Source organism: Variovorax sp. FW305-3-2-15-B-LB1 (assembly GCF_058787635.1).
On record NZ_JBYSZY010000017.1, the window covers coordinates 39,508 to 53,256 of the forward strand.

General features: G+C 69.4%; 11 protein-coding genes. 4 read left to right on the forward strand and 7 right to left on the reverse strand.

Annotated elements, in window-relative coordinates; genetic code table 11:
• Nucleotide 1 precedes the first annotated feature (1 nt).
• A complete protein-coding gene (locus tag AC3WQR_RS13220) occupies nt 2-919 on the forward strand; it encodes a dihydrodipicolinate synthase family protein (RefSeq protein ID WP_492742335.1) in 918 nt (305 codons plus the stop codon).
• 49 nt (nt 920-968) lie between these two features.
• Here the strand turns inward: AC3WQR_RS13220 and AC3WQR_RS13225 are convergent, their stop codons facing one another.
• The 5 genes from AC3WQR_RS13225 to AC3WQR_RS13245 form a co-directional block, all read right to left on the reverse strand.
• Complete coding sequence (locus AC3WQR_RS13225; protein ID WP_062480564.1) at nt 969-1,238, reverse strand: hypothetical protein; 270 nt, start codon at nt 1,236-1,238, stop codon at nt 969-971.
• Nucleotides 1,239-1,386: 148 nt separating this feature from the next.
• Nucleotides 1,387-1,878 carry a hypothetical protein gene (locus AC3WQR_RS13230; RefSeq protein WP_095747442.1) on the reverse strand — a complete coding sequence of 164 codons (492 nt, stop codon included), beginning with the start codon at nt 1,876-1,878 and terminating at the stop codon, nt 1,387-1,389.
• 48 nt (nt 1,879-1,926) lie between these two features.
• Nucleotides 1,927-2,343, reverse strand: a complete 417-nt coding sequence (locus AC3WQR_RS13235) for a hypothetical protein (protein WP_307695526.1) — start codon at nt 2,341-2,343, stop codon at nt 1,927-1,929.
• Nucleotides 2,344-2,550: 207 nt separating this feature from the next.
• Complete coding sequence (gene cphA / locus AC3WQR_RS13240; protein WP_492742336.1) at nt 2,551-5,118, reverse strand: cyanophycin synthetase; 2,568 nt, start codon at nt 5,116-5,118, stop codon at nt 2,551-2,553.
• Between the two features lie 87 nt (nt 5,119-5,205).
• Nucleotides 5,206-7,449, reverse strand: a complete 2,244-nt coding sequence (locus AC3WQR_RS13245; RefSeq protein ID WP_235944232.1) for a cyanophycin synthetase — start codon at nt 7,447-7,449, stop codon at nt 5,206-5,208.
• Between the two features lie 139 nt (nt 7,450-7,588).
• Between AC3WQR_RS13245 and AC3WQR_RS13250 the strand changes: the two genes are divergently transcribed.
• The 3 genes from AC3WQR_RS13250 to queC all read left to right on the forward strand — a co-directional run bounded on the left by AC3WQR_RS13250 (nt 7,589) and on the right by queC (nt 11,159).
• Nucleotides 7,589-9,877 (forward strand): cyanophycin metabolism-associated ABC transporter, encoded by a 2,289-nt coding sequence (locus AC3WQR_RS13250; RefSeq protein ID WP_492686239.1) that lies wholly within the window; start codon nt 7,589-7,591, stop codon nt 9,875-9,877.
• Nucleotides 9,877-10,362 (forward strand): cyanophycin metabolism-associated DUF1854 family protein, encoded by a 486-nt coding sequence (locus AC3WQR_RS13255; protein ID WP_492742337.1) that lies wholly within the window; start codon nt 9,877-9,879, stop codon nt 10,360-10,362. Before AC3WQR_RS13250 ends, AC3WQR_RS13255 begins: the two co-directional genes overlap by 1 nt.
• 86 nt (nt 10,363-10,448) lie before the next feature.
• Nucleotides 10,449-11,159: a 7-cyano-7-deazaguanine synthase QueC gene (gene queC / locus AC3WQR_RS13260; protein WP_492742338.1), complete on the forward strand. Its 711-nt coding sequence runs from the start codon at nt 10,449-10,451 to the stop codon at nt 11,157-11,159.
• Here queC and AC3WQR_RS13265 read toward each other — a convergent pair.
• Nucleotides 11,135-12,952 carry an ABC transporter ATP-binding protein/permease gene (locus tag AC3WQR_RS13265; protein WP_492742339.1) on the reverse strand — a complete coding sequence of 606 codons (1,818 nt, stop codon included), beginning with the start codon at nt 12,950-12,952 and terminating at the stop codon, nt 11,135-11,137. The two genes, queC and AC3WQR_RS13265, sit on opposite strands and share 25 nt — an antisense overlap.
• 106 nt (nt 12,953-13,058) lie before the next feature.
• Nucleotides 13,059-13,619, reverse strand: a complete 561-nt coding sequence (locus AC3WQR_RS13270) for a phosphonate degradation HD-domain oxygenase (RefSeq protein ID WP_492742340.1) — start codon at nt 13,617-13,619, stop codon at nt 13,059-13,061.
• Nucleotides 13,620-13,749: the final 130 nt, after the last annotated feature.

Sequence of the window (13,749 nt, forward strand, 5' to 3'; positions counted from 1 at the left end):
CATGACCCCCCGATACCGCGGCATCTTCCCGGTGGTGCCCACCACCTTCACCGAACAGGGCGCGCTCGACCTGGAAAGCCAGAAGCGCTGCGTCGATTTCATGATCGACGCGGGCTCCGACGGGCTGTGCATCCTCGCGAATTTCTCCGAGCAGTTCGTGCTGTCCGACGAGGAGCGCGAGGTGCTCACGCGCACCATCCTCGAGCACGTGAAGGGCCGCGTGCCGGTGATCGTGACGACCACGCACTACAGCACCCAGGTCTGCGCCGAACGCAGCCGCCGCGCGCAGGACATGGGGGCGGCGATGCTGATGGTGATGCCGCCGTACCACGGCGCGACTTTCCGCGTGCCCGAGCCGCAGATCTACGAGTTCTACGCGCGGCTCTCGGATGCGGTGACGATTCCGATCATGGTCCAGGACGCGCCCGCCAGTGGCACGGTGCTGTCGGCGCCGTTCCTCGCACGCATGGCGAAAGAGATCGAGCAGGTCGCGTACTTCAAGATCGAGACCGCCGGCGCCGCGTCGAAGCTGCGCGAGCTGATCCGTTTGGGCGGCGATGCCATCGAAGGGCCGTGGGACGGCGAAGAAGCGATCACGTTGATGTCCGACCTCGATGCCGGCGCGACCGGTGCGATGACCGGCGGCGGCTACCCCGACGGCATCCGCCCGATCATCGAGGCGCACCGTTCAGGCGATCGCGACCAGGCCTTCGCGCTGTACCAGCGGTGGCTGCCGCTCATCAACTGCGAGAACCGCCAGGCGGGCCTGCTGGCCTGCAAGGCGCTCATGAAGGAAGGCGGCGTGATCGCCTGCGAAGCGCCGCGGCATCCGCTGCCCGCGCTGCATCCCGAGACGCGCGCGGGCCTCATCGAGACCGCGCGGCGGCTCGATCCGTTGGTGTTGCGCTGGGGGAAATGAAAAAAGGCGGGCCCGGGTACGCCAGGTACCGGACCGCCATGGGACGGGCTCAGGAAGCGGCGCTGTTGCCCGCTTCGAGCTCGGTGACTTGCAGCGAGAGATCGAACAGCTTGGACTTGCTGGCGTAGTAGCGGTCCAGGCGCCACTCCTTCAGGATGTCCATCGCAAGCTGGAAGCTCTTGTAGTCGAGGCTGTAGAGCGTGATCAACTCGAAGCTGCGTTCGGCTTCGAGCGCCAGCACGAGTTGGGCAAGGATCTTGGCCGATTCGTTGGCCGGGTCCGTTTCAATGAATCGGCGAGCGACCTTGATGGCATTCATGGGAAAGTGTTCCTCGGTTGGCAGGGACCGGGAACTATAGCTAGCACATGCCTGTATTTTGTGACGATTTGATGACAAACGAGGGCATCGCCCGCGAACGTGTCGTCGGTGTTATCACCGAGGCGCATTCCGGGCGATGCGCACCGGGTCACTGCACCGGCACGGGGCGCGGCATGGGCATGGGCATCGGTTCCGCAGGCATCGGGGCCGGCATCGGGGCGGCCATCGGCGGCGGCAATGTTGCGGCCGGTATGTTCACCACGCGGGTCGAGACCGATTCGCGGATCACGCCGCCGCCCATCACGCTGCCATCGACATTGCTGCGGATGTTGCCCGCGCTGCCCAGCACGCGGGCTTCGCAGTCGGCACGCTCGGCCGGCGGCTGCAGGCCGCAGCGGGCCACGGCGTTGGCGCGGTAGTCGGGCGCGGAGGTGAGGCCGCCGCGCGCCGCGGCCTGGCGCGCGGCGCCGGCTTCGCGGATGCAGGCGGCACGGTCCTGCTGGTTGTGGCCGCAGACCGCAATCTCCTGCTGGTAGGTGCTGCCGCCGCCGTCGCCACGGGCGGCCGTGGCGATGGTGGTGGTGGCCAGCCCGCTGAGTGCGAGCAGGGCAAAGATCATCGAACGCGCATTGTTTGGCATGGTGTGCTCCTTGTCTGGCGTATCGGGGTGAAGGCCGGCCTCGCGCGATCAGCGCGCCGGCTGCACGGGCTGCGGCGGCAGCGGGGTGACGGTTTCGCGGATCACGCCGCCGCCCATCACGCTGCCTTCGGTGGAAGTGCGCGCACCGCCGCGGATGCGCGCTTCGCAATCGGCGCGGTCGGCCACGGGTTGTTCGCGGCAGCGTGCGAGGGCGTTGGCGTCTTCGCGTTCCGCACCGGGGGTGGTCAGGCCGTGGCGACCGGCTTCCTGGCGCGCGGCGCCGGCTTCGCGCAGGCAGGCCGCGCGGTCCTGTTGCACGCCGTCACAGGTGGCGCGTTCCTTTTGCATCCGCGCGTCGCTGCCGGGCGCCTGGGCCGAGGCCAGCGGCGCGCCGGCCATGAAGAAGCCACCGACGGCCACGAGGGCAGCGGTTGAAAGCGTGGAACGGAAGGTGTGGGTCGTCATCGGGGCTCCTGAAGGGGCGCGCCGTGCGAACAGAAAACAGAAAACAAAAGAACGCAGGGCGCGACCGGTGACCCAGTGTGGGCCGGCCGGTGGCGCGGGGCTGTGGGACAAGCCGCACGCCGTGGAGCGGGCCGGACGCGCCCCTGCGTGTGGGACACGTCCGTCAGCGCCAGGAGGGCGGGCCTCCTGCGCTGCGGGGCGGGCGGATCAGCCCTGCGCGATGCGCTGCGCGAGGTGGGCCAGCGCCTCTTCGACCTGGTCGACGAGGATGAGCGACAGGTCGCCCGGCTGCAACCGCGCCAGCGCCGTGTCGATGGCGACGAACTCGCCGCGGATCTCGTCGATCTGGCGCGTGCGCGACGCGCCCTGCAGGCCCTGGCGCAGCAGCGCCATGACTTCGCCGTCGGCCCGGCCGCGCTGCGCCGCGTCCTGGTACAGGATCACGTCGTCGAAGGCCTGGCCGAGGATCGCGGTCTGGTCGCGGATGTCCGAATCGCGCCGGTCGCCCGCACCGCTGATGACCACCGAGCGCTTGTTGGCGGGCATGGTGTCCACGGCCGACACCAGCGCCTTCATGGCGTCGGTGTTGTGGCCGTAGTCGGCGATCACGGTGGCGCCGCGGTAGTCCATGACGTTGAAGCGCCCGGGCACGCCGGCCGCGTCGTTCATGAAGCTCGACAGGCCGCTGCGGATGGTGTCCCAGTCGAGGCCGACGGCCCACGCGGCGGCCACCGAGGCCATCACGTTGTCGACCTGGAAGCCGATGGTGCCGCCGCGCGTGATCGGCACGTCGCGCAGCGCGATGCGTTCGCGCCACGAGCCTTCGGCGGCCACCAGCGTGTCCTGGTCGACGTACACGGTGCGCTTGCCCTGCGCGCGGTGCGTGGCCATCACCGGGTGCATGCGGTCGGCGGTGAAGAAGATCACGTTGCCGGGGCAGCCGGCCGCCATGGCGGCGACGTTCACGTCGGCCGCGTTGAGCACCGCGTAGCCGTCGGGGGCCACGTTGCGCACGATCACGCGCTTGAGCACCGCGAGGTCTTCGACCGTGGTGATGTAGTTCAGGCCCAGGTGGTCGCCGCTGCCGATGTTGGTGACCACGGCCACCTCGCAGCGGTCGAAGCCCAGGCCTTCGCGCAGCACGCCGCCGCGGGCCACTTCGAACACGGCCGCGTCGACGTCGGGGTGCATCAGCACGTTGCGCGCGCTCTTGGGGCCGCTGCAGTCGCCGCTGTCGGTCTGGCGGCCGTTGACGTACACGCCGTCGGTGTTCGTCATGCCGGTGCGCAGGCCGCTGGAGGCAATGATGTGGTTGATCAGGCGCGCGGTGGTGGTCTTGCCGTTGGTGCCGGTGACGGCCACCACGGGAATGCGGCCGTCGTCGCCGGGGGCGAAGAGCGTGTCCATCACCGCTTCGCCGACCGCGCGGCCGCGGCCGAACGAGGGCGAGATGTGCATGCGCAGGCCGGGCGCGGCGTTCACTTCGACCACGCCGCCGTGCTGCTCTTCGAGCGGGCGCAGCACGTTCTCGCAGACCATGTCGACGCCGCAGATGTGCAGGCCGACCATCTGTGCCGCATCGACCGCGCGCGCGGCCACTTCGGGGTGCACGGTGTCGGTGACGTCGGTGGCGGTGCCGCCGGTCGAGAGGTTGGCGTTGTTGCGCAGCACCACGCGCTGGCCCAGCTCGGGCACGCTCTCGGGCGTGAGGCCCTGCGACTCGAGCCGGCCGATGGCGATGTCGTCCAGGCGGATCTTGGTGAGCGAGGTGGCGTGGCCTTCGCCGCGGCGCGGGTCGAGGTTCACGGTGTCGACCAGCTGGCGCACGGTGGAGCTGCCGTCGCCGATGACCTGCGGCGGGTCGCGGCGCGCGGCGGCCACGAGGCGGTCGCCCACCACCAGCAGGCGGAAGTCGAAGCCGGGCAAGAATTTCTCGACCATCACCTCGCCGTACACGGCGGCCGAGTCGTAGGCCGAATTCAGCTGCTCGCGCGTGGTGATGTTCACCGTCACGCCCTTGCCCTGGTTGCCGTCCTGCGGCTTGACCACGACCGGCAGGCCGATTTCTTCGGCGGCGGCCCAGCCGTCGTCGGCGCTGCTCACGGGGCGGCCCAGCGGCACCGGCACGCCGGCGGCGTTGAGCAGCTGCTTGGTGAGTTCCTTGTCCTGCGCGATCGATTCGGCCACGCCGCTGGTGCTGTCGATCTCGGCGGCCTGGATGCGGCGCTGCTTGGAGCCCCAGCCGAACTGCACCAGGCTGCCGCTGGTGAGGCGGCGGTACGGAATGCCGCGCGCCACGGCGGCGTCGACGATGGAGCCGGTGCTCGGGCCCAGGCGCTCCGATTCGTCGAGGTCGCGCAGCTCGGTGATGGCGGCGTCGGCGTCGAAGGCGGTGTCGGCCAGCGCGGCCTGGATCAGCTCTTCGGCCAGCGCGAGGGCGCGGCGGCCCACGTCTTCCTCGGTGTACTGCACGGTGACCTGGTAGACGCCTTCTTCGGTCGTGGGCGCGGTGTTGCCGAAGTTGACGGCGCAGCCGGCCTGGGCCTGCAGCGCCACGGCGGCGTTCTCGAGCACGTGGGCCAGCGCCAGCGGCTGGCCGAGCACCATCGGGTGCAGCTCGCCGATGGTCGGGAAGCGGGCGCGCAGGCGGGCTTCGAACCCGTCGAGCTTGCCGACGGCGTTCTCGTCGCCTTCGCAGGCCACGACGGCCTCGATGGTGGTGTGGCGGCTCCAGAGATTGGGGCCGCGCAGGGCGCGGATGCGGGTGACTTTCATGGGGCTACGGCACGGGGCGCGCGGTTGCGGTGATCTTGCGGTGTGACCAGGGCGCCGGCCCCGCGGGTGGCGGGGCGGCGCATCGTGTCATGCCAGTTGTAGTTGGGGCGAAAGGGGCGAGGCCTGCGACAGCTGCAGCGAGGCCAGGGCCGCCTGCAGGTCGGCTTCGAAGGCTTCGACACCGGCGCCGATCAGGTTGAGCGGAATGCCCATTGCCCAGGCGGCGGCCACGGCGGCCAGCAGGCTTTCGAGGCTCACGCCGACGTGGGTCGCGCGCCAGATGGTCAGGCGGCCCAGGCCGGGCAGGAACGATTCGCTCGTGCCGTTGGCCAGGACCACGCGGTCCTGGCGCACCAGCACGGCCTTGCCGCCTTCGGCCTGGTGCGCGGCGAGCGCGGCGGCCTGCGGGTCGGCCGCATAGAGGATGACGGCGCCATCGCACAGCGGCGCCAGCGCGGCGATGCGCGGCTCGTCGGCGTTGAGCACGGCCGTGCCTTCGCCCAGCACCACGTCGACCTGGGTGCGCAGAACCTTGACCATCTGGTCGCTCTCGGTAATGTCGTAGTCGGCCAGGGCTTCGCAGCCTTCGAGGTCGGTCACGATGCCGACTTCGCAGCGGTCGTAGGCCAGGCCGTCGCGCAGGATGGTCTCCGCGCCGTTCTCGATCACCACGGCCTCGACGGCGCGGTTCACGAGCAGGCGGTGGCCGGCGTCCCAGTTGGCGCTGTCGCGTGCGTCGACGCGGCGGCGTTCCAGGAACAGGCCGTCGCGGCAGGCCAGGCCGGTGTGGCGCCCGCCGAGGTTGATGAGCCATGCCACCAGCCGTGCGAGCACGGCGGTGTCGCGCGAACCGGCCACGCCGACCACGGGGATGCGGCCCGGTGCGTCGTTCGGGAACAGGTGGTCGCAGATGGCGCGGCCCACGGGGCGCGGCGAGCCGATGGCCGGCTTCAGGTGCATCAGCAGGCCGGGGCCGGCGTTCACCTCGACGATCGCGCCGCCCTGCGGGCCCAGCGGCTTGGAAATATCTTGCGCGACCATGTCGATGCCCGCGATGTCCAGGCCGACCACGCGGGCGGCGAGCACGGCGGCGTGCGCCACCTCGGGGTGCACGAGGTCGGTGCAGTCGTAGGCCATGTTGCCGTTGCGCTGGATCGTGACCACGCGCCCGGCGGCGGGCACCGAGTTGCCGTCCAGTTCCTGGCGCTTGAGCTCCAGCTGCAGCTTGGCGTCGGTGGCCAGCACGATCACGTCGAGCGGGAATTCTTCTTCGGCGCCGCGGCGCGGGTCGCTGTTGAGCTGCTTGTCGATCAGCCCGGCCACGGTGTTCGTGCCGTCTCCGGTCACGGTGATGATCTCGCCGCGCGCGGCTGCCACCACCTCGCCGCCTACCACCAGCAGGCGGTGTTCGTGGCCGCGGATGAAGCGCTCGACCATCACGTCGCTGCCTTCGGGCTCGGCGACCGCGAAGGCGGCCATGACTTCCTCGCGCGTGGTCAGCTCGAGCGACACGCCGCGGCCGTGGTTGGCGTCCGACGGCTTCACGACCACGGGCAGGCCGATGTCCTCGGCGGCTTCCCAGGCTTCTTCGGGCGACTCGACCACCTGGCCGTGCGGCACGGGCACGCCGCAGCTGGCGAGCAGCGACTTGGTGAGTTCCTTGTCGCTGGCGATCGATTCGCCGATGGCGCTGGTGTAGTCGGTCTCGGCGGTCCAGATGCGCTGCTGGTTGGCGCCGTAGCCCAGCTGCACCAGGTTGCCGCTGTTCAGGCGCATGTGCGGAATGCCGCGGTCGGTGGCGGCGGACACGATGGCCGCGGTGCTCGGGCCGAGGTAGCAGTCTTCGACCTTGGCCTTGACGGCCTCGACGGCGGTCTGCACGTCGGCCGCGGTGAACGGGTCGTTGTTGATGGCCGCCATCAGCAGGCGGTGGCCTTCGGTGAGCGCCACGCGGGCGACCTGCTCGTCACGCGCGCGGAACACCATGCGGTACACGCCGTGCTCCGAGGTGCTGCGGGTCTGGCCGAAGCCGGTCGGCATGCCGGCCAGGTTCAGCAGTTCGATCACGACGTGCTCCAGCACGTGGCCCGACCAGGTGCCTTCGGTGAGCCGCTGGATGAACCCGCCACGCTCGCCCACGCCGCAGTGGTGCTCGATGAGCGCCGGCAGCAGGGTGGTCAGCCGGTCGGTGAAACCGTCGATCTTGTTGGAGGGGAAGTCTTCCAGTTGGCCCAGGTCGAGCCAGACTTCGAGCACCGGACGGTAGGTCCAGAGGTTGGGACCGCGCAAATAGTTGATGCGCAGCAATTGGATGTCGTCGAAACGGGTCATGCAAACGTTCGATGTGCTTTGGCCGAGCACCACGGCGCCTTCAAGCGCACCCATGGCGATCGGTCAGAATCGGCGCCCGACCAAGGACGCCATGACGCGGTCCCAGCGGCCCGCGACGGGCAAGAGTCAAATAAACACAATGCAACATCACGATCCAGTCGGCGCCCAGGCGGGCGAAACGGAGGCGGTCTCAGGCGTGCTGAAAAGCCGACTCGCAGGCGCTGAAAACGTTTCGGTAACACTTGCGGTTGACCTCGACGACCAACTTCGCTTCGCCACGGGCCTCGTCGCCCTGACCGATCAGCGGCTCATCGCCCTGGAACCCGGCGGCGAGTGGCGTGAGTGGCCACTCACCGATCAGGCCTTGGAAATGCGTCTTTCCGACCATGCAGGCGTCGGAACCCTCGACCTCATCGGCCCCGCCGGACAGCTCGCCCGCTGGCGCTACACCCTGGCCGGCCAGCCGGCGGCGCTCAAGCTGCTCAAGCTGTTCGGCCAGCGCGCCGCGCCCGCTGTCGCGAAGGCGACAGAAGAGGTGCCCGAACTTCTCGACGTGGACGGCACCGACACCGAGCTGCAGACCCCGCCCTCGACCTGGGTGCTGCTGCGCCTGGGCCGCTTTGCCGGGCCGTACCGCAAGCAGCTGATCCTCGGGTTTGTCCTGACCCTGATCTCCACCGCCGCCACGCTGGTGCCGCCGTACCTGACCATCCCGCTGATGGACGACATCTTGATCCCGTTCCAGAACGGGCAGAAGATCGATTCCGGCCGGGTCGGCCTCTACCTGGGCGGGCTGCTGATCGCGGCGCTGGTCGGCTGGGGGCTGGGCTGGGCGCGCACCTACCTGCTGGCGCTGGTCTCGGAACGCATCGGCGCCGACCTGCGCACCACCACCTACGAACACCTGCTGACCCTGCCGCTGGACTACTTCGGCGGCAAGCGCACCGGCGACCTCATGGCGCGCATCGGCTCCGAAACCGACCGCATCAACGTCTTCCTGTCGCTGCACGCGCTCGATTTCGCCAATGACGTGCTGATGATCGTCATGACGGCGGCCATCCTCATTTCGATCAACCCGCTGCTGGCCGTGGTCACGCTGGTGCCGCTGCCCTTCATCGCCTGGATGATCCACGTCGTGCGCGACCGCCTGCGCACCGGCTTCGAGAAGATCGACCGCGTCTGGTCCGAAGTGACCAACGTGCTGGCCGACACCATCCCCGGCATCCGCGTGGTGAAGGCCTTTGCGCAGGAGCGCCGCGAAGCCGAGCGCTTCCGCGTCGCCAACGCCTACAACCTGCAGGTCAACGACAAGCTCAACCGCACCTGGTCGCTGTTCACGCCGACCGTGTCGCTGCTGACCGAAATCGGCCTGCTCGTGGTCTGGGCCTTCGGCATCTGGCAGGTGGCGCGCGGCAGCATCACGGTGGGTGTGCTCACCGCCTTCATCGCCTACATCGGCCGCTTCTACACGCGGCTCGATTCGATGAGCCGCATCGTCTCGGTCACGCAGAAGGCCGCCGCCGGCGCCAAGCGCATCTTCGACATCCTCGACCACGTGAGCAACGTGCCCGAGCCCGCCAACCCGGTGAAGGTGGAGCGCGTGCAGGGCCGCATCGAGATGAGCGGCCTCGGTTTCCGCTACGGCTCGCGCGCCGTGATCCACGACCTCGACCTGACCATCGAGCCCGGCGAAATGATCGGCCTCGTGGGCCACAGCGGCTCGGGCAAGAGCACGCTGGTCAACCTGATCTGCCGCTTCTACGACGTGACCGACGGCGCCATCAAGGTCGACGGCACCGACATCCGCCGCTTCGCCGTGGCCGACTACCGGCGCCACGTCGGCCTGGTGCTGCAGGAGCCGTTCCTGTTCTTCGGCACCATCGCGCAGAACATCGCCTACGGCAAGCCCGACGCCACGCGCGAAGAAGTCGTCGCGGCGGCCCGCGCGGCCCACGCGCACGACTTCATCCTGCGCCTGCCGCACGGCTACGACTCGCTGGTGGGCGAGCGCGGCCAGGGCCTGTCGGGCGGCGAGCGCCAGCGCATCAGCATCGCGCGCGCACTGCTCATCGACCCGCGCATCCTGATCCTCGACGAGGCCACTTCGGCGGTGGATACCGAGACCGAAAAGGAAATCCAGAAGGCGCTCGACAACCTCGTGCAGGGCCGCACCACCATCGCCATCGCCCACCGTTTGTCCACGCTGCGCAAGGCCGACCGCCTCGTGGTCATGGACCGCGGCGAGGTGGTCGAGGTCGGGCCGCACGACGCGCTCATGGCCAAGCAGGGCGCCTACTGGCGCCTCTACCAGGCGCAGCTGCGCCAGGGCGATGAAGACGACGTGAGCGAAGGCGCCGCCGATGAGCGCGCCAACGCCCAGGCGCCGCTGGCCGTGAGCCACGCCGCCCATCCGGCAGGGGACGTGTGATGAGCAGCACCAATACCAACAACATCAGCTTCGAACTCGCACGCGACACCTTCGGCCGCCTCGTGCTGACCGACGCGCAGGGCGAGCACCACGTGGGCGTGACGCCCGTGCGCGCCTTTCCGCTGAGCGCGCCCAACGAGGGCGTGTCGCTCGTCGGCAGCGAAGGCCGCGAACTCGTGTGGGTCGACCGCGTCGACCAGCTGCCCGCGCCCACCCAGGCGTTGCTCACCGAAGAACTCGCCGTGCGCGACTTCGCGCCCACCTTGCTGAAGCTGCACGGCGTGTCCAGCTTCGGCGTGCCCAGCACCTGGACCGTGAGCACCGACCGCGGCGACACCAGCTTCGTGCTCAAGGCCGAGGAAGACATCCGCCGGCTCGAAGGCGGCGCGCTGCTGATCGCGAGCGCGCATGGCGTGCAGTTCCGCATCCCCGACGCGAAGGCGCTGGACCGCGCATCGCGCAAGCTGCTGGAGCGCTTTCTCTAGAAGCAGCGCAGAACAGGGCGGCCCGCAGCATCGATCGGCTGCGAAAATCGCGCATTTGCACTACAACGGCCCCGCCGTTGACGGACATGCCCCTGCACACCACCGCCCTCGTTCTCTTCTCCGGCGGCCAGGACTCGGCCACCTGCCTGGCCGAGGCCCTGTCCAAGTACCAGCGGGTCGAAACCCTGGGCTTCGACTACGGCCAGCGCCACCGCGTCGAACTCGACGTGCGCGGCACCGTGCTCGCCAAGATCCGCGAGCGCTTTCCCGAATGGGCGCCGCGCCTGGGCGAAGACCACGTGCTCACGCTGGCCGCGCTGGCGCAGCTCGGCGGCTCGTCGCTCACCGAGGAAGTCGCCTTCGCCATGCAGGCCGACGGCCTGCCCAACACCTTCGTGCCGGGGCGCAACCTGCTGTTCCTCACGCTCGCGGGCGCGCTGGCCTACCGGCGCGGGCTGCAGGTGATCGTGACCGGTGTCTGCGAAACCGACTTCTCGGGCTACCCCGACTGCCGCGACGACACCATGAAGGCCATGCAGCTGGCGCTGTCGCTCGGGCTGGAGCGCCGCCTCGTGATCGAGACGCCGCTCATGTGGATCGACAAGGCCGAGACCTGGGCGCTGGCCCACCGGCTGGGCGGCCAGCCGCTGGTCGACCTGATCGTGGAAGAAACCCACACCTGCTACCTCGGCGACCGCGAACACCGCCAGGCCTGGGGCTACGGCTGCGGCGAATGCCCGGCCTGCGATCTGCGCAAGAAGGGCTGGGAGCGCTACGCCGCCGCCGCTGCGGGCTGAGCAGCCGCAGAGGTATCGAGCCGGTAGCGCGCGCCGCCGGCTGCACTTTCGTCCTGCGGCACCAGCGTCCACCGCTGGCCGTGGAAATCGCCCACCGCCGGGCGGTGCGCGATCGACACCATCGCGCCGCCGCCCGCGCGCACCGTGTCGGCCAGCCGCTGGTAGAGCACGGCTTCGGCCGGTGCATCGAGCGCGCTGGTCACTTCGTCGGCGAAGAGCCACGCCGGTTTCTTCAGCAGCACCCGCGCGATGGCCAGCCGCTGCTGCTCGCCGCCCGAGAGCTTCTGGCTCCAGGCGTCGCTGTCGTCGAGCCGGTTCACCAGGTCGGGCAACAGCGCATCGGCCAGGGCCTGGCGCAGCTGGTCGTCGCTGAAGCCGGCGGCCGGGTGCGGGTAGGTCAGCGCCTCGCGCAGCTTGCCGTCGGGCAGGTAGGGGCGCTGCGGCATGAAGACCGCGTCGGCCGGGGCCTGCACCTTGCCGCTCGCGAACGGCCAGATGCCCGCGAAGGTGCGGAACAGCGTCGACTTGCCACTGCCCGACGGGCCTTGCAGCAGCACGCTGTCGCCGGGGCGCACCGCCAGCGCGGCGCCGGCCAGCAGCTGCGTGCCGTTGGGCAGCGCGAGCGTGAGGTCGCTGGTGCCCAGCGCGGCGGCGCCTTCTTCGCGTTGCAGGCCGTCTTCGCGCGCGGCGTGGGCGCGCATCGCGTCGTCGAAGCTGATCAGGCGGTCGGTGGTGGCGCGCCAGACGGCCACCTTGTCGTAGTTTTCGACGAACCAGCTCAGCGATTCCTGCACCTTGTCGAAGGCCGAGGAAATCTGCATGAGGGCACCCAGCTGGATGGCGCCGCTGAAGAAGCGCGGCGCTGACACGAGGAACGGGAAGATCAGCGAGGCCTGACCGAACATCGCGGTGAAGGTGACCAGGTTCTTCCGCTTCTTGATCAGCTGCAGGTAGTTGCGCAGCACCGCGCCGAAGCGCGTGTCGAGCTGGCCACGCTCCACTGTTTCGCCGTGGTCGAGTGCGATCGCTTCGCTGTACTCGCGCACGCGCACCAGGTGGTGGCGGAAGTCGGCCTCGAAGCGCTGCTGGCGGAAGTTCAGGCCGATCAGCGGCCGGCCGATGAAATGCGTGATGACCGTGCCGACCACGCAGTAGACCAGCGCCAGCCACACCATCGAGCCGGCGACCTGGTAGGTGCTGCCGCCCAGCGACAGGTCGAAGGTGCCCGACAGGCCCCACAGGATGCCGATGAAGCTCAGCAGCGTGACCACCGCGTTCAGCAAATCCATCGACAGCACCATCGTGGCATTGGTGAACATCTGCATGTCCTCCTGGATGCGCTGGTCGGGGTTGTCGGGCGTGACGCCGTCGGCCTGCGCGTAGCGCGCCAGCTCCAGGTGATAGAAGGTCCGGTCGGCCATCCAGCGGTCGAGGTAGTTCCGGGTCATCCAGGCGCGCCAGCGCAACTGGAGCATCTGCGTCACGTAGAACTTCGCCACCTGGATCGCGATGTTGAAGAAGGCCAGCACGGCGAACACGCGGATTTCGCGCCAGAAGACCACCGCGTCCTTGTTCTGCAGCGCATCGTAGAAACGGCCGTACCACTGATTGAAGAGCACCAGCGCGTACACGTACGCCAGGTTCAGCGCCACGATGCCAGCGAACATCAGGCGCGCCCGCCATTTCTCCTCGTCCGAGTTGAAGTAGGGCGCCGCGAGCCGCAGCACGCGGCGCACGACCTGGACGAACGTGCTGACACGCGCCGCGACAGTGGGGGATGGAGCAGATGACATGCGGATTTCCTCGCAGGCGCCGATGCGCCGGACCTCGTGAGGCGCCCATCGTAGACAAGTGCGTCTTAAGCGGGGCTGAAGGCGGCTCCCGCCGCCCCGCCAGCCCTCAGCGCAGCATCACGCGCGCCGCCGTCGCCAGGAAATGCGCCAGCGGCGGCGTTCGCAGCCCCTCGGCCTTGGCGGCCTCGTCCCACAGCCGCAGCCGCACCGCGTCGCCCGACCACGGCAGGCCCGCAAAGCGCTGCGCCGCCTCGTCGTCCATCACGCCGCCCTGCAGCGCCAGGCTGCGCACCGAATCGGGCGAGAGCATCGACACGTAGCCCGGGCGCGTCGCGCACAGGTAGCGCTTGGCGTCCACATGCAGGCGGATCGGTTCGCGCACCGCCACGTCGAAGGCGCCGCGCAGCAGCGGCAGCGCGATGTACTGGAGGCGGTCGTCAATGCCCAGTTCGGTGGGCGAGAGCGACAGCGTCTGGTGCTCGGCGATCAGCAGGTGCCCCAGGTCGTGCAGCAATGCAGCCGTCACGAGCGTGTCGCCGGCGCCGGCCTGTTCGGCCAGCCAGGCGCATTGCAACGCGTGTTCGAGCTGCGACACCGGCTCGCCCGCGTACGCCAGCGCGCCGCGTTCGGCGAACAGGCGAGCGATCTCGGCGAGGTCGAGTGTCATGAGATTGCAAAAGAACGGGTGCGACAGCCTGTACAGGCTCGCGCCGCTCGATGACAGCCGTGTGACGAAAGTGCAAACGCCGCAGCGCGGGTACGGCCGTGTGACAAACCTTTGTCACATAGCGCTGCGA

Excerpts from the sequence above, each read along its gene's own strand:
- AC3WQR_RS13255 (WP_492742337.1), top strand. The coding sequence starts at position 9,877 with ATGAGCAGCACCAATACCAACAACATCAGCTTCGAACTCGCACGCGAC.
- AC3WQR_RS13250 (WP_492686239.1), top strand. The coding sequence starts at position 7,589 with ATGCAACATCACGATCCAGTCGGCGCCCAGGCGGGCGAAACGGAGGCG.
- queC (WP_492742338.1), top strand. The coding sequence starts at position 10,449 with ATGCCCCTGCACACCACCGCCCTCGTTCTCTTCTCCGGCGGCCAGGAC.
- AC3WQR_RS13230 (WP_095747442.1), bottom strand. The coding sequence starts at position 1,878 with ATGCCAAACAATGCGCGTTCGATGATCTTTGCCCTGCTCGCACTCAGC.
- AC3WQR_RS13245 (WP_235944232.1), bottom strand. The coding sequence starts at position 7,449 with ATGACCCGTTTCGACGACATCCAATTGCTGCGCATCAACTATTTGCGC.
- AC3WQR_RS13220 (WP_492742335.1), top strand. The coding sequence starts at position 2 with ATGACCCCCCGATACCGCGGCATCTTCCCGGTGGTGCCCACCACCTTC.
- AC3WQR_RS13235 (WP_307695526.1), bottom strand. The coding sequence starts at position 2,343 with ATGACGACCCACACCTTCCGTTCCACGCTTTCAACCGCTGCCCTCGTG.
- AC3WQR_RS13265 (WP_492742339.1), bottom strand. The coding sequence starts at position 12,952 with ATGTCATCTGCTCCATCCCCCACTGTCGCGGCGCGTGTCAGCACGTTC.
- AC3WQR_RS13270 (WP_492742340.1), bottom strand. The coding sequence starts at position 13,619 with ATGACACTCGACCTCGCCGAGATCGCTCGCCTGTTCGCCGAACGCGGC.
- cphA (WP_492742336.1), bottom strand. The coding sequence starts at position 5,118 with ATGAAAGTCACCCGCATCCGCGCCCTGCGCGGCCCCAATCTCTGGAGC.
- AC3WQR_RS13225 (WP_062480564.1), bottom strand. The coding sequence starts at position 1,238 with ATGAATGCCATCAAGGTCGCTCGCCGATTCATTGAAACGGACCCGGCC.